Source organism: Paracoccus sp. (in: a-proteobacteria) (genome assembly GCF_035556475.1).
GTDB lineage: Bacteria > Pseudomonadota > Alphaproteobacteria > Rhodobacterales > Rhodobacteraceae > Paracoccus.
Genome location: NZ_DATMFA010000122.1, coordinates 40,579 through 60,623, shown reverse-complemented (window position 1 = coordinate 60,623; position 20,045 = coordinate 40,579). Strand labels below are relative to the sequence as shown.

Sequence of the window (20,045 nt, the reverse complement as noted above, 5' to 3'; positions counted from 1 at the left end):
CTTGGTTATTGCGCAGGGTTCGGGCTGCCTGCGGCAAGGCCCGCACGCCCGTTCCGTTCGATGTCATGGAGAAGGCCGCCGCGCCGCGTGTAATAGGCCCAGGTGATCACCAGGCAGATCACGTAGAAGATCAGGAAGGCCCAGAGTGCGCCGACCGGCGCCCCGGTCATTGCGATCGAGGTGCCATAGGCCTTCGGGATGAAGAAGGCCCCATAGGCGGCGATGGCGCTGGTGAAGGCAATGATCGCCGCGCTTTCGCGTTCCGATTGGCGGTGGAGCGCGCTCCCCTCCAGCTCGGGCATCAGCCGTGGCACCTCGCGCCCCATGATCACCGGGATCATCTGGAAGGTCGATGCATTGCCCACCCCGGTCAGGAAGAACAGCGCCATGAAGCCCGCGAAGAAGCCCGCGAAACTGCCGGCATCCAGCGCGGCGATCACGCCGAATGTTGCAAGGATCATCGCCACGAAGGTCCAGAACGTGACCCTGCCGCCGCCGAAGCGGTCGCTGACCCAGCCGGTGCCGGCGCGGCTCAATGCGCCGACCAATGGGCCGAGGAACACATATTGCAGGGCGTTCACCTCGGGGAAGGCCAGCCCGGTCAGCAGCGGTAAACCCGCCGAATAGCCGATGAAGCTGCCGAAGGTGCCTGTATAAAGGATGCACATCAGCCAGTTGTGTTTGCGACTGAAGATGATCGCCTGCTCGCGGAAGCTGGCCTTCGCATCGGCGATGTCATTCATGCCAAGCCAGGCCGCGACGGTGGCGATCAGGATGAACGGCACCCAGACAAAGCCCGCATTCTGCATCCAGAGCTTGCCGCCATCCGAAAGGGTCTGGGGCGCGCCGCCCAGAGCGCCGAACACGCCAGCGGTAATGGCGAGCGGCACAAGGAACTGCATGACCGAGACGCCGAGATTGCCGAGGCCCGCATTCAGCGCCAGTGCATTCCCCTTCTCGGCCTTCGGATAGAAGAAGGCGATATTGGCCATCGAGGACGCGAAGTTGCCCCCACCAAAGCCGCAAAGCAGCGCCAGCGTCAGGAAGATCAGATAAGGCGTCTCGGGGTTCTGCACCGCATAGCCGATCCCCATGGCGGGCAAAAGCAGCGACGCGGTCGAGATGGTGGTCCAGAGCCGGCCGCCAAAGATCGGCACCATGAAGCTGTAGAAGATCCGCAACGTCGCGCCCGAAAGGCCGGGCACCGCGGTCAGCCAGAAAAGCTGGCCGGTCGAGAACTCGAAGCCGATGGCGGGCAGCCGGGCGACGACCATGGACCAGACCATCCAGACCGCGAATGCCAGCAGCAGCGCCGGGATCGAGATCCAGAGATTGCGCCGCGCGATCCTGCGGCCCTTGCTGGCCCAGAATTCCGCATCCTCGGGATTCCAGTCATCCAGAACCCGCGGCATCTCGGTCTTACCGGGGATATGGACCTCCTGCAACTCGGGAACGGTCGGCAGGCTGTCAAGCTCGCGCCCGAGGGCTGCGCGTTCCATCGCGCGGATCGACAGGTGCATCCAGGTCAGCATGATCACCACCAGCACGGCAAGGATGGCGAAGCAGGATGTATAGATGCCCGTCAGATCAAGCGCCGCGCCGAATATGATCGGCAGGACGAAGCCGCCCAGACCGCCGATCATCCCCACGAGACCGCCCACGGCGCCGACATGCGCCGGGTAATAGACCGGGATGTGCTTGAAGACCGCCGCCTTGCCGAGGCTCATGAAGAAGCCGAGGCCGAACAGGATGATGACGAAGGGCCAGAAATCCAGCTGGGTCGAGAAGGCGATCGGCCCGTTCTTGCCCTGAACCACATAATCGGTCGGCGGATAGGACAGCATGATCAGGAAGACGAGTGCAAAGGCGAAGGTCCAATAGAGCACTGCCCGTGCGCCGAACTTATCCGACAGATGCCCCCCATAGGCCCGGAAGAGCGAGGCCGAGAGGCTGAAGGACGCCGCCGCCATGCCGGCCGCCTTCACGTCGACGCCGTAGACGTCGATCAGGTAATGCGGCAGCCAGAGCGCCAGAGCCACGAAGCCGCCAAAGACGAAGAAATAGTAAAGCGAGAACCGCCAGACCTGGAGGTTGCGGAGCGGCGCGAATTGCTCGGCGAAAGACGGCGCGCGAATGCCTTTTGCGCGGCGCTCGATCAATTCGGGGTCGTCCTTGGCGAGAAGGAAGAACAGCACGCCCATGATTGCAAGGCCAGCGGCCCAGGCATAGGCGACCCCGTGCCAGCCATAGGCGACCATCACGAAGGGCGCGACGAATTTCGTCACCGCCGCCCCCACATTACCGGCCCCGAATATCCCAAGCGCCGTGCCCTGATGGGCGGCATCATACCAGCGGCTCACATAAGCGACGCCAATGATGAAGGAACCGCCTGCCAGCCCAATTCCCAGCGCCGCAACCAGATACATGGGATAGGTGCTGGCAAATGTCAGAAGCCAGGTGGCCAGTGCCGTGAGGAGCATCTGCGCCGAGAAAACGAGGCGGCCGCCATATTTCTCGGTCAGGACGCCCAGAAACAGCCGTGTTATCGATCCGGTCAGAACCGGGGTCGCGACAAGCAGGCCGAACTGGGCCTCGTTCAGCCCCAGTTCCGCCTTGATGGCAACGCCTATGATTGAAAATATCGTCCAGACCGCAAAGCAGGCGGTAAAGGCAATTGTGCTCAGGCCCAAGGCTCGGTTTTGGTCCGAGTGCGAGGCTGCGGCTGTGGTCTGCATGACAGAGGCCTCCGGTTGGTTTTCATCCGGTCCAGCAAGGGATCACAACAGAGTTGCAGGCAAAATCGGGGCAGCGACTTGATCCAGATCATATATCGAATAAATCTGTAACGAAATAAATTACTTACGGAAAAATATCGACTCCTCGATTGAGCGACTGCAAGACCGGACCGCAGGTGCGACAATGTAGCCATTGACGTTTATCATCCACATCATTGATAAATATCAAAAGAGGGTATGATGCGTATCGGTATATCAGAGTCAGATTATCCAGAAGTTCGCAGGCTTCAACTTTTCTCCCCAATGGAGGAGGCGCATTTCGCTTCGCTCATGCGGGGAGCATATGTGCAGAATTTTCCGCCGCAGATCGAATTGATCACCGAAGGCGAGCCGAGTGATTTCCTGCATGTCGTCCTGTCGGGCTCGGTCGATCTGTTCTCGACCTGGAATGACCGCGAAACCAGCATGGCAATAGCCAGACCGGTTTCGACGTTCATCCTTGCGGCGACGATGCGGGACGCCCCCTATCTGATGTCGGCGCGGACATTGGAAAAAAGCCGGATCGCGCTGATCCCCAGTCAGGACGTGCGCGCGATATTCGACACCGACCGGGAATTCGCACGCGCCATCGTCGCGGAATTGTCGCTTTGCTTCCGCTCGGTCGTCAAATCACAGAAGGATCTGAAGCTGAGAACCTCGATCGAGCGGTTGGCAAACTATCTGCTCCAGCTTCAGATCCGGGCGGGCGAGAATGCGACCTTCGATCTCGAATTCGAGAAACGCCGCCTGGCATCATATCTTGGAATGACGCCGGAAAACCTGAGCCGCGCGTTCAAGGGATTGCAGCCCTATGGCGTATTCGTCGAAGGAAACCGGGTCCAAATCACCGCTCAGCAGGATTTCGAGCGCTTCGCGAAACCCGCCGCGCTGATCGATGACCCAAGCTCTTAGAGGGCGTCAGGATAGCGGGCTGACCCCGATGACCACCGGATGCAGCGCGATCAACGCGAGGTAGAGCGCGAGGCCCAGCCCGATACGGAGCGCGGAAACATGCGAAAGCTGGCCGGCAACGGATTGAGCGCGGACCCTGGCCCATAGGCTGTCCCATTCCGCCCCCATTTCCCGCCGCTTGCGCCCGTCGACAAGCCGGCCGCCGAGAATGGCAAAGGCCGCGAAGGTTCCGAAAAGCAGGATATGCGCCAGATCGCCATTGGCAACCAGATGCGCGATGGCCCACAGCGCCAGCGCGACCAGCAGCGGATGGCGGATGAAACGGACGATGCCGGGTCGCCCAGGGTCGAAATCGGCATTGCGCGCCCCACCAAAGGAGAACGGATTCGGCCTGCCGACCGACAGGGTGACGATCAGGCAGACCGGCAGCATCACCGCAAGGGCCAGATGGTTTTGCCACGGCGCCCAGTCCCAGACCGGCAGATAGGGCGCCCGCGCCGCCGCCACCACAAGCCAGGCCAGCACCGCGATCGAAAGGGTCGAATAGGCCAGTCCGAACCCGGTCGCTCCCAGCCTGCGCACAAGGATCGGCCGCAGGGGCGCGCGTATCGGTAGCGAATGGCTCAGGAAGAAGGCCGCGAAGGCCAGGGCGAGACCGGACCATTCCATCTTTCAGCTCTTGGTCGGGGCGCGAAGCAGCAAGGGGCCATAGAGGATGGCGAAGCCGCCGAAGGCCGCGATCCAGCACAGTCCTGAAGTCATATAGAGCGCGCCGGAGGCCGCCGGCAGGAATCCGGCCAACAGCCGCGCCAGCACCGCCGCCATCAGGCAGATATAGATCGCCAATGTCCCCTTTCCCGCCATCAGCACCCGGCCGGTATGGCCCAATGTCGCGCGGGTCATCACCGCAAGCGTCATCAGCCCGATGGCGCCGGCCATCCAGACGTGTTGCGCGGGTGCCTGCCCCAGCAGGTCCGGCCATATCGTCGCGATGCCAAGGATCACGGCCCCGAGTGGCAGGAAGCCATAGCCCGCGTGCAGCACCCAGAGCAGCGGCTCGGCCAGCGTTCGCGCGCCGCGCCACCGGACAAGGCGGATGGCATGGACCAGACCGGCGGCGATCAGGGCAAGCCCGCTGGCCGCCTGTTGCGGAACGACCACCCAAAGCAGCAGCGCCGCCAGCAGGACCAGCAGCGCCACGCGATCGAAGCGCTGCATCGGGGGCACGGGCAGGCTCTTCTGGCCCCGCTTGACCAGCCAGTTACGCGTGAATGACGGCACGATGCGTCCGCCGATCACGGCGATCATCATGATCCCGGCCGCCAGCCCGAGGCGTAGCCCCAGCTCTCCCCCCGCAAAACCGCCCGCCGCGGCCTGCCAATGGAAGATTCCATTCGCGAGGGTGAAGGCGATCAACATTCCTGAACGATCAGGTTGCGCCAATTCCTGCCGCTGACGATCTCACGCGTCAGGAACCCGATCAGCGCAAGGGAAAGGGACAGGTCGGCAAGCGCCACCAGCCAGACCGGCAGGTGCATCGAGACGGCGACGGCCGCCCTCCCGATCAGCCACAGGAGGCAAAGGCAGGCCAGCGGCCATCCCACGACCGGCAGTCGTCCGGTCCAGTTCGGCACCGCCGTCAGCAGGAACCCGGCGACGACCGCGCCCAGATAGCCGAAAAGAAACTCATGCGCGTGCCATGTGACCGGGTCGAAGCGGGTCGGCAGTTCGACCGCACCGGACAGCATGAGGATCCACAGCACCATCGCGCCCGCCGCCCAGAGCGATGCGCCGAGGAAGAACGGGCGAAACCCGTAGGTAAGGAGGGCCGGACCGGTCCAGGCCCGCATCCGGGCGGCGGTGGTCGTCATCTCGGATCTCGCTCGGCTCGGATCCCGGCCTCGGTCAGGATCATGTCCATGCGGATATCATGGGGTTGCGGATAGATGGTGGCGAGCCTTGCCGCCTCGAAGCCCAGCCCGATGACCACGGGGCGGGGCCGGAGTGCCGCGAGCGTCCGGTCGAAATATCCCCCGCCATAGCCAAGGCGATAGCCGTCGCCCGTCCAGCCGACCAACGGGGCAAGAGTAATATCCGGCCGCACGGCTTCCGCATCCGCAGGCGGGACGGGAATGTTCCAGTCGCCCCGCACCATATGCGTCTCGGGCGTCCAGTGGCGAAACTTCAGGGGGGCCGATTTCGTCTCGACCACGGGCAGGGCCAGTTGCACCCCTGCCCCATGCAATTCGGCCATCAGCGGGCGCAGGTCGGGCTCTCCCTTGATCGGCCAATAGGCCGAGAGGACCAGCCCCCGCGCGCCGTCGAACCGATCCCGCAGGGTCTGCTTCAGGTGGCGTGCCAAGGCCGCGCCACAAGCCTCGCGCTCGCTCGCGCTCAAACCCATGCGCAGGGCGCACAGGCGTTCGCGTTCGGCCTTGCGCCAGCGCGCGACATCGCGGGCCTGTGCGGGATCGATCGCCAGAGGATCGAAGTAATCGGGCGCGATCTCGGCGGCCAGACAGGGTGGCGAGGAGAAGCCGCTGCGGCAGCGGAAGCTGTCGAAATCATCGCCCGTCGGGTTTTCCCCCCCGTCACCTCCCGAGACCGTCACGCGCCCCTCCCCGTCTGCAGCGACCGACAGAGGTAATCCTGCAGCACAAGCGCATGGTTCTGATGCTCGTCCTTCGCGGCATAGATCAGCGTGACCACGCCGTCCCTGGCCCAGCCCGCGACCTTCGCGACCACTTCCGGCATCGCGTCGAGTTCCTGGCGATACCTCACCTCGAACTCTTCCCAGCGATGCAGGTCGGCGTGAAACCAGCGGCGCAGGGCGTCACTGGGGGCAATCTCCTTCTCCCAGGCGAAAAGGTCCGCACGCTCCTTCGAGATGCCGCGGGGCCACAGCCTGTCGACAAGGACGCGCCGCCCGTCCGATGCCTGCGCGGCAAGATAGACCCGCTTCACGCGGATTCTCGCGGCCGGATCACCGGGAAGGCCGGACAATTCTGCCTCAGACATGCGAGTCACCCCCATCTCTGGTTGCAATATTTTCTAGGCGGCTTAATAAGTATTGTAAATACCAATTCATCAAGAGACCGGCGAGACATGCGCCTGACCACTTTCACCGATTATGGACTGCGGATGCTGATGCGCATGGCGAGCGAGCCGGAGCGGCCGTTTTCCACCGCAGAACTGGCCGAAGAATACGGTCTGTCGCGAAACCACCTCGCCAAGATCGTGCAGCATCTGGCGCGGGCCGGTCTGGTCGAAACCCGGCGCGGCGGTGGCGGCGGCGCGATCCTGGCCCGGCCTGCGGATCAGGTCCGCCTGGGCGAGGTCATCGCGCTGCTCGAGGAGGGACAACCCCTTGTCGAATGCTTCAGCGCCGATGGCGGAGATTGCACGATCAACGGCTGCTGCCGCCTCAAGGCGCGCCTGCGATCCGCCGAGCGCGCCTTCATGGCCGAGCTGAATGGCGCGACCCTCGCCGATGTGGCGCTTCCGAGGATGGGGCTTGCGATATGAACGCCCAGCGACCCCGGCAGGGGCAGATCGAAATTTCGGGCGGCGGCATCCAGTTCGATGCCGCGATGATTGCGGATGCTTTCGCATTGGACCCGGCCACGGTGCCGGGCCTGATGCGGGATGGAAAGATCACCTCGAAATGCGAACGCGGCGAGGGCGAGGATGCCGGAAAATACCGGGTGACGTTCTGGTATGGCGACCGTGCACTGCGCCTGACCATCGACGAGGCGGGCAACCTGCTCTCGCGAGGCAGCTTTCCGGTGCAGCGCAAGCCCAGGGTGCAGTCAGCCTAGGCCGGAAGCGCCTCGCCTCGCACGGCGCTGCGCGCCAGCGCGGCAATCAGGTCCGTGCGGGTGACGATGCCGACGATCCGTTCGCCCTCCAGAACCGGCACGGCATCGACATCTCCATCGGCCATCATCGGCAGCAAGACCCCGACCGGGGCATCGGGCGTCACGCGAGGGCCCGCAACATCCATAATGTCGCTGGCCCGGGCCGGCTTCGCCCGCTCTCGATCCAGAAGCCGCCCCAGCGCCGAGAGATAGCCGCGATGGAGCCGCCGCGCATCCTCGCGCGCCTGCGTGATCAGGTGCATCTGGAAGATCACGCCCAGAAAACGCGCGTCCTCCCCGACCACCGGAAGCGAGGTGAAGCGGTGCTTCTTGAACAGTTCCGCAACCTTGCCAAGCGCCGTGTCGGGGCCGACCGTGATCAGGTTGCGGGACATGATGTCCTCGGCCGTCAGGGGCCCGGCCGCATGGGATGCCGCCTGCAATTCCGCCGCGCCGATCAGGCGGGCAAGATCCTCGACCCCGAGGTTGAAGGATTGCCGGTAGCGTTCGAGAAGGCCGGTCAGCTCCTCCTCGGACAGGCCCAGCCGCTCGGACGGGTTGCGATCGGCGGTCTGGTGCTTGCTGGGATCATCGAATTGCCGGAACGGATAGCGCCGCCCGGTAAGGCGCGCATAGACCGTCGCAAGCAGAACGAGGATGCCCGTCCCGACCCCGATGGGCGCAAGGGCGAACCAGAAGCCCAGCTGGTCGATGGCATCGGGGCTCAACGCCGCGGTCATGGCGACGGCGCCCGCCGGAGGATGAACCGCGCGGCAGAGGATCGTCGCGGTAATGGTCAGCCCGACCGCCAGAGCGACCCGCATGGCGGGATCGGCGATGATCATGCAGACCGCGACGCCGATCAGGGCGGCAACCATGTTCCCGACGATGGCCGACCAGGGTTGCGCCAGCGGACTGTTCGGAACGGCAAACAGCAGCACCGAGCTCGCCCCGAAGGGCGCAACCAGATAAAGGCCAAGATCGAGGTCGACGCTGGGCGACAGCAGGAACAGCCCCGTCACGCCAAGACCGGCAAGCGCCCCCAGACCCGCACGAACGGCTTCGACGGGCGATACATGGGCGACCGCCGGCCCCAGTGACCTTAAAATATGCACGCTGCGCGACTCACGATTCAGTTTCGCGCAAAATTTCAGCAGATTGCAGAAGTTTCAACCGGGAGGGAAACGGACGGCGACGAAAGTCTACGCTATCGGTCCTTCGTCCCTGTGCTAGTCTTGCGCCGGGGGGAGAGCAGGCCATGACGGATCGCCACCATGTCGAGGAGATCGCGCAGGTGCTGGGCGGCACCGCGACCGGACGCGACAGCTTCGTCTCGGCCTCATGGCGGCGCTGCGTCGAGCTATATGGCATGGATCCGACCCGCAAGGATCCCGCCCATATCGTGACCGAGACCGAACTGCGCGACCACCGCAAGCAGGCGGAATGGATGATCGGGGCGGCGCGCTCGAGCCTGCAAAGCCTGTTTCGACAGGTCGCCGGGCAGAATTATGTCCTGCTGCTAACCGATGCGAAGGGGATCTGCGTCGATTTCTTCGGCGACGAGCTGTTTCTTGACGACCTGCGCCGGGCCGGGCTGCATCTGGGCTCGAACTGGTCCGAGGATCTGGCGGGCACCTGCGGGGTCGGCGCCTGCATCGTCACGCAGGAGCCAGTGACCGTGCATCAGGACGACCATTTCGGCAATGCGCATACGGCGCTCAGCTGCACCTCCGCCCCGATCTTCGACAGCCTCGGCGGGCTGGCCGCGGTCCTCGACATCTCGCTTCTCCGGTCGCCGACACCGAAGCGCAGCCAGAACCTCGCCATGAGCCTCGTCACCAATGCCGCGCGGCGGGTCGAGATGGCGAACCTCATGGCCGAAAGCCGGCGCGACTGGGTGCTGCGGCTGTCGGACAGCCCCGAATTCCTCGACGTCGATCCCGAGACGGCGGTGCGGCTGGACGGATCGGGACGGATCCTCGGCTATACGCGCGGGGCGCGGCGGCTGTTTCAGGATGGGGGCACGATCCTTGGTCGCCGGATCGACGAGGTGCTGGGGCTGACGGTCGACGACCTTCCCGACCTGATGCGCGACCGGCCGACCGAGGATCGGGTCATCACCATGCGCGACGGCGGTGGGTTGTTCGGGCATGCGATCGCCCCGCAGGCGCCGCGCAGCACGGCCCGCAGCCCACGGATTTCCGGGCCGCTCGCCGGGCTCTCGGGAGATGATCCGGCCATGATCCAGCTTCTCGCACAGGCCGGGAAGCTCGCCCGGACCGGCGTGCCGCTGCTGATCAGCGGAGAGACCGGGACCGGCAAGACCAAGCTGGTCCGCGCGATCCACATGGCCGGGACGGCGCGCGGCTTCCTCGCCCTCGACTGCGCCGGCCTGTCGGCCGAGGCGCTGCGCAATGCCTGCCGCGACCTCACCGGACCGACCACGCTGATGCTGCGCCGGATCGAGGATTTGCCGGAGGACGCGGGCGCCGCACTCGCCGCCATGCTGGATGGCTGCGACGGCCTGCGACCGATCACGACCACCTGCCTTGCGCCCGCCATGCTGGACCTGCCCCGGCCGCTGTTTCACCGCCTTGTCGGAGCCTCGCTGAGGATGCCACCGCTGCGGCAACGGCGCGATCTTGGCTGGCTCATCGACAGGTTGCTGCGGCGGCGGGCGCCCGAGGACATTCGCCTGTCGCCCTCGGCCCGCGCCGACCTGCTGGGCCGCCAGTGGCATGGCAATATCCGCGAACTCGAACAGGTGCTGGACGTCGCCATCGCGCTTTGCGAGGGGCGCGTGGTCGATCTGCCGGACTTGCCAGCCCCGATCGGGGCCGTGATGCAGATGCCCGAGGCCGAGGAACCGCTGGAACAGGTCATGGAGGCCTGCGGCTGGAACATGTCCCGCGCCGCGCGGCGTTTGGGCGTCAACCGCTCGACCATCCTGCGCCGCCTGCGCCGGGCAGGGCTGCAGCCGCCGGCCTGATCCGTTGCGCGGCGTTGCGCGTGCAACATGCCGCGATGCAGCGGTCGTTTTTCCGGGCGTCGAGGTCATCTCGTGATGGATCGACGGACCGGAGGCCCGCGATACTCCCCTCAGGCAAAACGCTCAGAGGAGGAGACGCGATGCTCGATTCGACCGTGACCGGCCGCATACAGGCCGTGCTGGATACGCTCAACACCGCGCTGGAGGAGGGCGATGTCGCGCGTGCCAAGGCGCTTTTCGCCACCGACAGCTATTGGCGCGATCTGGTGGCCGTGACCTGGAACCTGAAGACGGTGGAGGGGGCGGAGGCGGTCGCCGACATGCTCGCGCAGCAATTGCCCCTGACCCGACCCGGCAATTTCCGCCTCCAGGAGGGAGAGGTTCCGACCGAAGAGAACGGCGTCATCACCGCATGGATCACCTTCGAGACCGCCGCAGGCCGGGGCTGGGGCCTCATGCGCCTCAAGGACGACCGCATCTGGACCCTGCTCACGGCCTTGCAGGAGCTGAAGGGCTTCGAAGAGAACCGCGGCAAGCGCCGCCCGATGGGGGCCGAGCATGGCGCGCGCAAAAGCCGGTCAAGCTGGAAGGAACGCCGCGAGAGCGAGGAGGCCTCGCTTGGCTATGACACCCAGCCTTATACGGTGATCGTCGGTGGCGGTCAGGGCGGGATCGCGCTTGGCGCCCGGTTGCGCCAGCTTGGCGTGCCGACCATCGTTCTGGACAAGCACGACCGGCCCGGCGACCAGTGGCGTCGCCGTTACAAGTCGCTCTGCCTGCATGACCCGATCTGGTACGACCACCTGCCCTATATCAAGTTTCCCGACAACTGGCCGGTCTTCACCCCCAAGGACAAGGTCGGCGACTGGCTGGAGATGTATACGAGGGTCATGGAGCTCAACTACTGGACCCGCTCGACGGTCGAGAAAGCGAGCTTCGACGAGGCCTCGGGAACCTGGACGGTCGAGGCGAACCGCGACGGCGAAAAGATCACGCTGCACCCCACCCAACTGGTCCTTGCCACTGGCATGTCGGGCAAGCGGAACATGCCGTCCTTTCCGGGGATGGACCGCTTCAAGGGACAGATCCAGCATTCCTCGCAGCATGACGGCCCCGATGCCTGGGCAGGCAAGAAGGTGGTGGTCATCGGCTCGAACAACTCGGCCCATGACATCTGCGCCGCGCTTTGGGAGGCGGATGCAGACGTCACCATGGTCCAGCGGTCATCGACCCATATCGTGCGCTCGGACACCCTCATGGATATCGGGCTGGGCGCGCTCTATTCCGAGGAGGCGGTGGCGAACGGGGTCACGACCGAAAAGGCCGACATGATCTTCGCCTCGCTGCCCTATCGGATCATGCATGAGTTCCAGATCCCGCTTTACGACCAGATGCGCGAGCGTGACGCGGAATTCTATGCCGGGCTCGAGAAGGCCGGCTTCGATCTGGACTGGGGCGACGACGGATCGGGACTTTTCATGAAATACCTGCGCCGCGGCTCGGGCTATTACATCGACGTGGGCGCAAGCCAGCTGATCATCGACGGCGAGGTGAAGCTGAAGAAGGGTCAGGTCGATCACTTCGAGGAGGATGCCGTGGTCCTGACCGACGGCACCCGCCTCGAGGCCGATCTGGTCGTGCTGGCCACCGGCTTCGGGTCGATGAATGGCTGGGCCGCCGACCTGATCAGTCAGGAAGTGGCGGACAAGGTCGGCAAGGTCTGGGGTCTCGGCTCTGCCACGACCAAGGATCCCGGCCCGTGGGAGGGCGAGCAGCGCAACATGTGGAAGCCGACCCAGCAGGAGAACCTGTGGTTCCACGGCGGCAACCTGCATCAGTCGCGGCACTATTCGCTTTATCTTGCCCTGCAGCTCAAGGCCCGTCTGGAGGGTCTCGACACGCCGGTCTACGGCCTGCAGGAGGTGCATCACCTGTCGTGATGCACCCGCGCACGCCCGGCTCTCCCCGACCGGGCGTGCGCCTCTGACCACGGCGATTAAGTGTTACGCGCGACGGGCTTCGCGGGATTGCAGCAGGCGCGGGTAATTCTCATTCGCCCATTCCACCAGCGCCCCCACCGGCACCAGCAGCGAATGGCCCAGCTCGGTCAGGGCATATTCGACCCGGACGGGAACCTCGGCGAAAACGCGGCGGTCGATCAGGCCATCCTGCTCAAGCCGCTTCAGCGTCTGGGACAGCATCTGCTTTGAGACGTCGGGAATGGCGCGCCCCAACTCGTTAAAGCGCATCTCCCCTTCGCCCAAGGCGACAAGGATCAGCAGGCTCCATTGATCGCCGATCCGGTCCAGAACATCGCGGATCGGGCATCGCGGACGCGCACCGGAACTCAGCGCATCGCGATAAGCTTCAAGCATCTTCATGGCTTCGGCCCTTCCCGTGGTCACGCGGCGATGACCTGATCAGATCGGTTTGACTTCTTGCAGGCCGGATATCGATACCATAGCTCTCTCGAAAAGGTCCAGATTGCAGACCTGATCCGAAACGCAGAGCAGCGAGGACTGCCGCTGCACCTCCGAAGAAAGGGCGACCATCGTGAAGCAAACCGTCAGAATCGACATCTGGTCGGACATCGCCTGCCCGTGGTGCTATGTCGGAAAGCGCCGGCTTGAAGCGGCGCTGGAGGCACTGGCACAGCAGGAGGACGCGCCGGAGGTCGTGGTGGAATATCACAGCTTCCAGCTTGCGCCGGACATGCCGGAGGATTTTCCCGGCAGCCATGACGACTATCTGTCGGGCCGCTATGGCTGGTCTGCCGATCAGGTCGCGGCTTCGAACCGGCAGTTGCAGCAGGTCGGCGAACCGTTGGGCATCACTTTCGACTTCGCGACCAACCGCATCGCCAATACCCGCAAGGCGCATGAGCTTCTTCACCTCGCCAAGCAGCAGGGCAAGCAGCCCGAGATGAAGGATCGGCTCTTGCGGGCGCATTTCAGCGACGGCGTCCATATCGGGCATGATGACGACCTCGCCGATCTCGCGGCCGAAGTCGGCCTGGACCGGGGGGATGTGACCCGCGCACTCGATACCGGGGAATTTGCCCCGGCGGTTGACGCCGATATCGAGACGGCGCGCCGGATCGGGGTCAGCGGCGTCCCCTTCTTCGTCCTCGACGGAAAATACGGCCTGTCGGGCGCGCAGGAACCGCAGACCTTTCTGGAGGCTATCCGCAAGGTCGCGGCCGAGAAGGAAACGGCATGACGGACCGCAAGACATCCGAAGCGCCGGCGATCGGGGGGCTTGTCCTCCTTTCGGGGGGCGCCATGGAAACGGGCCAGTGCGTGGATGGGTTCTGCGCCCTGCCCGCCACCCCGCAGGATGCGGAAGATCCGCCCGCGCCTGCACCCGCCCCGGAAAAACGGGCCTGATCGCGCGGCCCCCGGGTCCGGGCGACGGCGCTCAACACGAACAAGATCAAAGGAAAATCCCATGAAAGTTGCAGTCCTCGGCGCAAGCGGGAACATCGGCTCGGAGATCGTGCGGGAACTCGCCTCGCGCGGGCATGAGGTCACGGCCATCGCCCGCAATCCCGACCGGATCCCGGCCATCGCTGGCATCACGGCGAAAGCCGGTGATGCGTCCGACCCCGATGCGCTTACGGCGCTGATCAAGGGATCGGACGCGGTGATCAGCGCGCTTCACCACGACGTTCCGGCGGCGACCCTCCTCGCGGCGCTCCACAAGGCGGGGGTGCCCCGTTTCCTCGTCACGGGCGGCGCGGCGAGCCTTGAGGTCGCGCCGGGCGTCCGGCTGTTCGACACCCCGGAATTCCCCGAGGCATGGCGGCCCTTCGGCCAGAGCGGCATCGACTTCCTCGATGCCCTGCGCGGCGAGACCCGGGTTGACTGGACCTTCCTGTCGCCCGCCGCGCTGATCGAGGCTGCTCCCCGGCGCGGCACCTATCGTTCGGGCAAGGACCAGCTTTTGACGGATGCCGAGGGTGTCAGCCGGATCGGCTATTCGGATTTCGCCATTGCCATGGTGGATGAGCTGGAAACACCCAAGCATTCCCGCGCGCGGTTCACCGTCGCCTACTGACCGCATGGAGCGGCACGCTCGGGCGTGCCTGATCCTGCGAAACCCCGGTTCATTGGGGTCGCGTCACGACGCGGCCCCATTTGCTTTTCTGAACCTCTGCGCGAACAATCAGGTCCATGACGCGCCGAATCCGTGCGCGGCCTTTTCGTTGCGGAAAATTTTGCTCCCCAGACCAGCTCAAAAGGAAGTCTCGTCTCTCCTGACCCGACCAGACAGAGCGTCTCTTTCAAAAATACACGATTGCATCAGTAGATATTGAAGTAATTCGACTGGCAGAGAATTATCTTCTCCAGATACAGCCAGTTGGATGAACCCATGCCGTCGATGACCACCACTCTCAGAACCCTTGCCGCATCGTTGCTGCTTGCGGGCGGGGCGATGGCCCAGACCGTCCCCGAAGGCACCCGACTTGTCGTGGGGGATCAAAGCGAGTTGATCCGCAACCTGCTTGCCGCCAGCGGCGAGGACGAAAAGATCACCTCGGAACTGGAACTCCCGAATTTCGCCGGTGGGCCGGCCATCCTCGAGGCGATGCGGGCCGGCGCGCTGGACCTCGCCTATGTCGGGGACACGCCGCCCATTCAGGCCCGCGCCTCGGGCACGCTGTTGCCGATCGTCGTCTCGGTTTCGCGCGAGAAATCCGAATACATCCTGACGAGCCGTCCGGGCCTCAAGATCGACGATCTGGCTGACCTGCGCGGCAAGCGCGTCAGCTATATCGAGGGATCGGGCCGCCAGGTCTTTCTGATCGAGGCGCTGAACCGGGCCGGGCTGACACTGGACGACGTGACCCCAGTGCCGCTGCGCGTGGCCGACCTGCCCGATGCCATCCGCACCGGATCGGTCGATGTCGCCGTCCTGCAAGAGCCTCATGTGACGCGGCTGACCAAGCAGATCGGCGCGGCCGCCGTGTCGGACCCGCGCGAGCGCGAGCTGCTGCCCGGCACCTGGTATATCTATGCCCGCCCAGAGGCGCTGGCCGATCCCGCGAAACACGCGGCCATCGGCGAGTTCCTCGCCGCCGCCACCCGCGCCGCGGGCTGGAGCAACGAACACCGTGAGGAATGGGGCAAGGAATATTACACCGACTTCCAGCGCATCCCGGCCGAGGACACCGCCGCCATCCTCGCCTCGCAATCGCTGATGGAATTCCAGACTTCGGCCGAAGCGATCCCGCATCACCAGCGGCTCATCGACACGCTTGCTCAGGCGGGCGAGCTGCCCGAGGCCTTCGACGCCAAGGGTTCGTTCTCGTCCGATTTCGACGCGGTGATCGAAGCCGAACGCTGACCCGGAAAGGAACGCCATGAACGACATGTCCCCTGACCGCACGATATTGGCCCCGCTTGGCGGCGACCGTCCGGCGCCCCCGCGCCCGGTCGCCCTGACGCCGGGCAAGCTGCCTCGCGGCATGCGCCTGATCGGCCCGTTGCTGGTCGTGGTCCTGTGGGAGGCTGCCTCGCGTCTGGGGCTGCTCTCTCCCTATACCCTCGCGGCGCCTTCGACCGCCGTGGCGACGGGCATGGCGATGATCGCCGATGGCAGCCTGCTTCCGCATCTGGCCGCATCGGCCGGGCGGGCCTATGCAGGACTGTTCCTGGGCGTGGCGGCGGGGCTGGTCCTAGCGCTGACCTCGGGCCTGACCCGAACGGGCGAGGTGCTGATCGACGGGCTCGTCCAGGTCAAGCGCGCCATCCCCACATTGGCGCTGATCCCGCTGGTCATCCTGTGGCTGGGCATCGGCGAGGTGATGAAGATCTTCCTGATCTTCACCGCCGTGCTGGTGCCGGTCTATATCAACACCCATGCCGCGCTGCGCGGCATTGATATCGGCCACGTCGAGCTTGCCCGAACGCTGGGCCTGACCCGGTCCGAGTTCATCCGCAAGGTCGCCCTTCCCGGCGCGTTGCCGGGGTTCTTCGTCTCGCTGCGCCTCGCCGTGACACTGTGCTGGACCTCGCTGGTCGTGCTTGAGCTGATCAATACGCAGACCGGCATCGGCTATCTGATGAACCGCGCGCGGGATTGGGGCCAGACCGACATCATCGTCGTCGGCATCTTCATCTATGCCGCGCTGGGGCTGATTTCCGACGCGGTCGTCCGCATCCTCGAAGCCCGCGCGCTGTCCTGGCGGAGGTCTATCGGATAATGACAATCCACGATTTCAGGGGAACGGTCTCGACCCGGGGCCTGACCCGCTCCTTCAAGGGTCGCACGGTCCTTCGCGATGTGACGCTGGACATCCCGCGCGGGCAGTTCGTCGCGCTGCTGGGCGAATCCGGTTCGGGCAAGACGACCTTGCTGAGGGCGCTAGCGGGGCTCGATGACGATGCGGAGAGCAGCGGCAGCTATGCGGTGCCGCAGAGCGTCTCGGTCCTGTTTCAGGACGCCCGCCTGCTGCCTTGGCTCAGCGTGATCGACAACCTGACGCTGGGCCTGCGGCACGCTCAGGCGGTTCCCGAGGCGCAGGCCATGCTCGAGGCCGTTGGCATCGGCGACAAGGCCGCGGCATGGCCGGGCACCCTGTCGGGCGGGCAGAAGCAGCGCGCCGCCCTTGCCCGGTCCTTGCTGCGTGGTCCCGACCTTCTGCTGGCGGACGAACCCTTTGGCGCGCTGGATGCGCTGACCCGGCTCAAGATGCACGCCCTGCTGTTTCGACTGGTCGAGCGGCAGCGCCCCACCGTGATCCTCGTCACCCATGACGTGGACGAGGCGCTGCTGCTGGCCGACCGCATCCTCGTCCTGCGGGGTGGCACCATAGCCGAGGATCATGCCGTGCCCCTGCCCCATCCCCGCCGCACCAGCCATCCCGATTTCGAACGCCTGCGCCTGCGGCTGCTTGCCAGTCTGGGCGTGGAAACCGATCTGATCTGAGACGTCACATGACCCGAGAACTTCACCTGAACCTGTTCCTGATGCCGCGCGGCCACCATGAAAGCGCATGGCGTCATCCCGATTCCGCCCCGGAATCGCTGACCGACCTTGCGCTTTACGCCAAGGCCGCGCGCATCGCCGAAGCGGCAAAGCTCGATGCGGTCTTTCTTGCCGATGCGCTGGTCGCGCCCGCCTCGGGGGCGCTGATCGCCTCGGGCGCGCTGGAGCCGATCACCCTGCTTTCGGCTCTGGCCGCCGTGACCGAGCGGATCGGCCTGATCGGCACGGCATCGACCACCTACAGCTATCCCTATACGCTGGCGCGCCAGTTCGCGACGCTCGATCACCTGTCGAATGGCCGGGCGGGCTGGAACATCGTCACCTCATGGGCGCCGCAGGCCGCGCTGAACTACGGCCATGATGCCGAGCCGAGCCACGCCGCGCGCTATCGCATGGCCGAGGATTTCATGCAGGCCGTCGACGCGCTGTGGCGCAGTTGGCCCGCCGATGCGCTGGTCGACGACCGCGCCTCGGGCGTCTATTCCGACGGCTCGCGCATCCTGCCGGTAAATCATCGCGGCCCGTTCCACAGCACGCGGGGACCGCTGAACGTGCCCGCAAGCCCGCAGGCCCGGCCGGTCTATGTGCAGGCGGGCCAGTCCGAGGACGGACGCTCCTTCGCCGCGGAATGGGCCGAGGTCATCTTTACCGCGCATCTGGCCAAGGACACCGCGCAGGAGTTCTATGCCGACGTCAAGGCACGGGCCGGCGGGCTTGGCCGGCGGCCCGAGGATGTGGTGGTCCTGCCCGGCATCAGCGCCGCCATCGGATCGACCCAGGCCGAGGCCGACCGGGTGTTCGAGGAACTGGACGCCCTGACCGCGCCCGAAATCGGGCTGACCCGGCTTTCCGCGCGCTTCAGCGGCCACGACTTCAGCGAGGTGCCGCTGGACCGGCCGCTTCGCGCCAGCGACTTCCCGGACCCGAATTCGGTCGAGGCGTCTAAAAGCCGCGCCATGGGCTATGCCCGGACCGCGCTTTCCGAAGGGCTGACCATGCGCCAATTGCTGCAAAAGCTTGCCGGGGCCCGCGGCCACCTGACCGTGGCCGGCACCCCCGAGCGCGTGGCCGATGTGATCGAGGACTGGTTCACCTCGGGCGCGGCGGACGGGTTCAACGTCATGCCGCCGGTGATCTACCAGCAGCTTGAGCTTTTTGCCTCCGAGGTGGTGCCGGTGCTGCAAAAGCGCGGGCTGTTCCGGCGCGAATATCGCGGCCGCACGCTCCGCGAGCATTTCGGTCTGGCGCCCGTCGGGGCCGAGGAGCGGATCGCGGTTCCCGCCTGAGAAGCGACGGCCCTTACCCCGGCAGGTTCAGCCAGTAGCGCGTATGCCGGCGCTCACCTGTCCGGGTCAGGGCGCCTTGTTCGACGAGGCCCTGCAGGTCGCGGGTCGCCGTGGCGCGCGAGGTGCCGGTGATCGCGATATAGTTCTCGGCGCTGAGACCGCCCTTGAACCCCGCCGGGCCTTCGCGGAACATCCGCTCGATGGCCTTGCTCTGCCGGGGGTTCATCCGATCGCGATGTAGGTCATAGAACTGCGCTTTGGCGATGAAGAAGCCGACGCGCTCCAGCGTCACCTGCTGCGCGTGCAGGACGGTTTTCGCGAACCAGACCAGCCAGCCGGTCGCGTGAAGGCTGCGTTGATGCGCTTCAAGCTGGTCATAATAGGATTTCCGGTCGCGCTCGATCGTATAGGCCAAGGCGATCAGGCTCGGCTGGCCGATGCTTTGCGCCAGCGACCTCTCGGCCAGGGCGCGGCCAATCCGCCCATTGCCGTCCTCGAAGGGATGGATGCTCTCGAAATAGAGATGGCCCAGCCCTGCGCGAGTCAGCGCCGGAAGCGGTGTCTCGCCCTCCGGCCCGGTCCGGTTGAACCAGTCGATGAAGCCCTCCATCTCCGTCGGCACGCTGGCCGAGGGCGGCGCCTCGAAATGGACCTTCGGCCGCTGGGCGCCGCCAGAGACGATCTGCATCGCCTCGTCATGGCGCCGATAGGCGCCGACCGTCTCAAGGTCCCGGTCATGCGACAGAAGCATGGCGTGCCAACGCCAGAGCGTTTCGTGATCGAGGGGGGCCGAGAAGCCAGAATAGACATCCACCATCATCTCGGCGATCCCCTGCTCGCGCGGTTTGAGGGGATAGTTGTCGGTCGCAAGGCCGAAATGGCGGCGCAGCGAGGATTGGACGCTGAACCGGTCCAGCGTCTCCCCCTCGATCGCGCTGGTGCGCATGGCTTCCTCGCTCAGAAGTTCGATGCGGAGCCGGTCGCGCTCCTCGCCGCCGACATGGCGAACCGCACCCAGAATTTCGCCCGAGGACAGCAGGAAGCTCCGCTCCAGCGGCTCCAGCGCGGCAGCGTCATAGTCGAAATGCGGCCAGCCGGGCAGCGTCCAGTTCCAGCGCATGAGCGATAGATCCTCTTTCTATACCTCATCATATGATTGAATGTGAGTTATGGAAGGCGTTTCTATCGCTCAACCCGGCGGGAATTGCATTAAATGGACCAGAAGCGGGATTTTCAC

The 20,045-nt window shown here is 65.2% G+C and carries 21 protein-coding genes; 12 read left to right on the top strand and 9 right to left on the bottom strand.

The window, feature by feature from the left end:
- Positions 1-5: 5 nt before the first annotated feature.
- Positions 6-2,690: an MFS transporter gene (locus tag VNQ78_RS17945; RefSeq protein ID WP_325692343.1), complete on the bottom strand. Its 2,685-nt coding sequence runs from the start codon at positions 2,688-2,690 to the stop codon at positions 6-8.
- A 282-nt stretch (positions 2,691-2,972) separates the two neighbouring features.
- Here VNQ78_RS17945 and VNQ78_RS17940 point away from each other — a divergent pair, with 282 nt between their 5' ends.
- Positions 2,973-3,686, top strand: a complete 714-nt coding sequence (locus VNQ78_RS17940; RefSeq protein ID WP_325692341.1) for a cyclic nucleotide-binding domain-containing protein — start codon at positions 2,973-2,975, stop codon at positions 3,684-3,686.
- Positions 3,687-3,692: 6 nt separating this feature from the next.
- On the opposite strand, the gene VNQ78_RS17935 is transcribed toward VNQ78_RS17940, so the two are convergent.
- The 5 genes from VNQ78_RS17935 to VNQ78_RS17915 are packed head-to-tail and all read right to left on the bottom strand — an operon-like array spanning position 3,693 to position 6,704.
- On the bottom strand, positions 3,693-4,355 hold the full coding sequence (locus VNQ78_RS17935) for an NnrU family protein (protein WP_325692339.1): 663 nt from the start codon (positions 4,353-4,355) through the stop codon (positions 3,693-3,695).
- Positions 4,356-4,358: 3 nt separating this feature from the next.
- A complete protein-coding gene (locus tag VNQ78_RS17930) occupies positions 4,359-5,105 on the bottom strand; it encodes an NnrS family protein (protein ID WP_325692337.1) in 747 nt (248 codons plus the stop codon).
- Entirely contained in the window at positions 5,099-5,557 is a 459-nt protein-coding gene (locus tag VNQ78_RS17925) for an NnrS family protein (RefSeq protein WP_325692335.1), read from the bottom strand. Before VNQ78_RS17925 ends, VNQ78_RS17930 begins: the two co-directional genes overlap by 7 nt.
- Positions 5,554-6,297 carry a 5-formyltetrahydrofolate cyclo-ligase gene (locus VNQ78_RS17920; protein ID WP_325692333.1) on the bottom strand — a complete coding sequence of 248 codons (744 nt, stop codon included), beginning with the start codon at positions 6,295-6,297 and terminating at the stop codon, positions 5,554-5,556. Before VNQ78_RS17920 ends, VNQ78_RS17925 begins: the two co-directional genes overlap by 4 nt.
- Entirely contained in the window at positions 6,294-6,704 is a 411-nt protein-coding gene (locus tag VNQ78_RS17915; protein ID WP_325692331.1) for a DUF488 domain-containing protein, read from the bottom strand. Before VNQ78_RS17915 ends, VNQ78_RS17920 begins: the two co-directional genes overlap by 4 nt.
- Positions 6,705-6,791: 87 nt before the next feature.
- On the opposite strand from VNQ78_RS17915, the gene VNQ78_RS17910 reads away from it, so the two are divergent.
- Together VNQ78_RS17910 and VNQ78_RS17905 are read left to right on the top strand one after the other, a co-directional pair.
- A complete protein-coding gene (locus VNQ78_RS17910; protein WP_325692329.1) occupies positions 6,792-7,211 on the top strand; it encodes an Rrf2 family transcriptional regulator in 420 nt (139 codons plus the stop codon).
- Positions 7,208-7,504, top strand: a complete 297-nt coding sequence (locus VNQ78_RS17905) for a DUF6522 family protein (RefSeq protein WP_325692327.1) — start codon at positions 7,208-7,210, stop codon at positions 7,502-7,504. The genes VNQ78_RS17910 and VNQ78_RS17905 overlap by 4 nt, the downstream gene beginning before the upstream one ends.
- Here VNQ78_RS17905 and VNQ78_RS17900 read toward each other — a convergent pair.
- Positions 7,501-8,658, bottom strand: coding sequence for an HPP family protein (locus tag VNQ78_RS17900; protein WP_325692325.1), 1,158 nt, complete (start codon positions 8,656-8,658; stop codon positions 7,501-7,503). The two genes, VNQ78_RS17905 and VNQ78_RS17900, sit on opposite strands and share 4 nt — an antisense overlap.
- A gap of 143 nt (positions 8,659-8,801) precedes the next feature.
- On the opposite strand from VNQ78_RS17900, the gene VNQ78_RS17895 reads away from it, so the two are divergent.
- Together VNQ78_RS17895 and VNQ78_RS17890 are read left to right on the top strand one after the other, a co-directional pair.
- Positions 8,802-10,532: a sigma-54-dependent Fis family transcriptional regulator gene (locus VNQ78_RS17895; protein ID WP_325692323.1), complete on the top strand. Its 1,731-nt coding sequence runs from the start codon at positions 8,802-8,804 to the stop codon at positions 10,530-10,532.
- Positions 10,533-10,672: 140 nt separating this feature from the next.
- Positions 10,673-12,472, top strand: coding sequence for an NAD(P)/FAD-dependent oxidoreductase (locus tag VNQ78_RS17890; protein ID WP_325692321.1), 1,800 nt, complete (start codon positions 10,673-10,675; stop codon positions 12,470-12,472).
- Positions 12,473-12,535: 63 nt separating this feature from the next.
- Here VNQ78_RS17890 and VNQ78_RS17885 read toward each other — a convergent pair whose 3' ends face one another.
- Positions 12,536-12,913 carry a helix-turn-helix domain-containing protein gene (locus tag VNQ78_RS17885; RefSeq protein WP_325692319.1) on the bottom strand — a complete coding sequence of 126 codons (378 nt, stop codon included), beginning with the start codon at positions 12,911-12,913 and terminating at the stop codon, positions 12,536-12,538.
- Between the two features lie 172 nt (positions 12,914-13,085).
- Between VNQ78_RS17885 and VNQ78_RS17880 the strand changes: the two genes are divergently transcribed.
- The 7 genes from VNQ78_RS17880 to VNQ78_RS17850 all read left to right on the top strand — a co-directional run bounded on the left by VNQ78_RS17880 (position 13,086) and on the right by VNQ78_RS17850 (position 18,808).
- Positions 13,086-13,751 (top strand): DsbA family oxidoreductase, encoded by a 666-nt coding sequence (locus VNQ78_RS17880; protein WP_325692317.1) that lies wholly within the window; start codon positions 13,086-13,088, stop codon positions 13,749-13,751.
- Positions 13,748-13,918 carry a hypothetical protein gene (locus VNQ78_RS17875; RefSeq protein ID WP_325692315.1) on the top strand — a complete coding sequence of 57 codons (171 nt, stop codon included), beginning with the start codon at positions 13,748-13,750 and terminating at the stop codon, positions 13,916-13,918. Before VNQ78_RS17880 ends, VNQ78_RS17875 begins: the two co-directional genes overlap by 4 nt.
- A gap of 61 nt (positions 13,919-13,979) precedes the next feature.
- Positions 13,980-14,588 carry an NAD(P)-dependent oxidoreductase gene (locus VNQ78_RS17870; RefSeq protein WP_325692313.1) on the top strand — a complete coding sequence of 203 codons (609 nt, stop codon included), beginning with the start codon at positions 13,980-13,982 and terminating at the stop codon, positions 14,586-14,588.
- A gap of 315 nt (positions 14,589-14,903) precedes the next feature.
- A complete protein-coding gene (locus tag VNQ78_RS17865) occupies positions 14,904-15,878 on the top strand; it encodes an ABC transporter substrate-binding protein (protein WP_325692311.1) in 975 nt (324 codons plus the stop codon).
- A gap of 16 nt (positions 15,879-15,894) precedes the next feature.
- Positions 15,895-16,737, top strand: coding sequence for an ABC transporter permease (locus VNQ78_RS17860; RefSeq protein WP_325692309.1), 843 nt, complete (start codon positions 15,895-15,897; stop codon positions 16,735-16,737).
- Positions 16,737-17,462, top strand: coding sequence for an ABC transporter ATP-binding protein (locus VNQ78_RS17855; protein ID WP_325692307.1), 726 nt, complete (start codon positions 16,737-16,739; stop codon positions 17,460-17,462). The genes VNQ78_RS17860 and VNQ78_RS17855 overlap by 1 nt, the downstream gene beginning before the upstream one ends.
- Positions 17,463-17,470: 8 nt before the next feature.
- Positions 17,471-18,808 carry an LLM class flavin-dependent oxidoreductase gene (locus VNQ78_RS17850; protein ID WP_325692304.1) on the top strand — a complete coding sequence of 446 codons (1,338 nt, stop codon included), beginning with the start codon at positions 17,471-17,473 and terminating at the stop codon, positions 18,806-18,808.
- Positions 18,809-18,821: 13 nt separating this feature from the next.
- On the opposite strand, the gene VNQ78_RS17845 is transcribed toward VNQ78_RS17850, so the two are convergent.
- A complete protein-coding gene (locus VNQ78_RS17845; protein WP_325692302.1) occupies positions 18,822-19,928 on the bottom strand; it encodes a Fic family protein in 1,107 nt (368 codons plus the stop codon).
- Positions 19,929-20,045 lie beyond the last annotated feature (117 nt).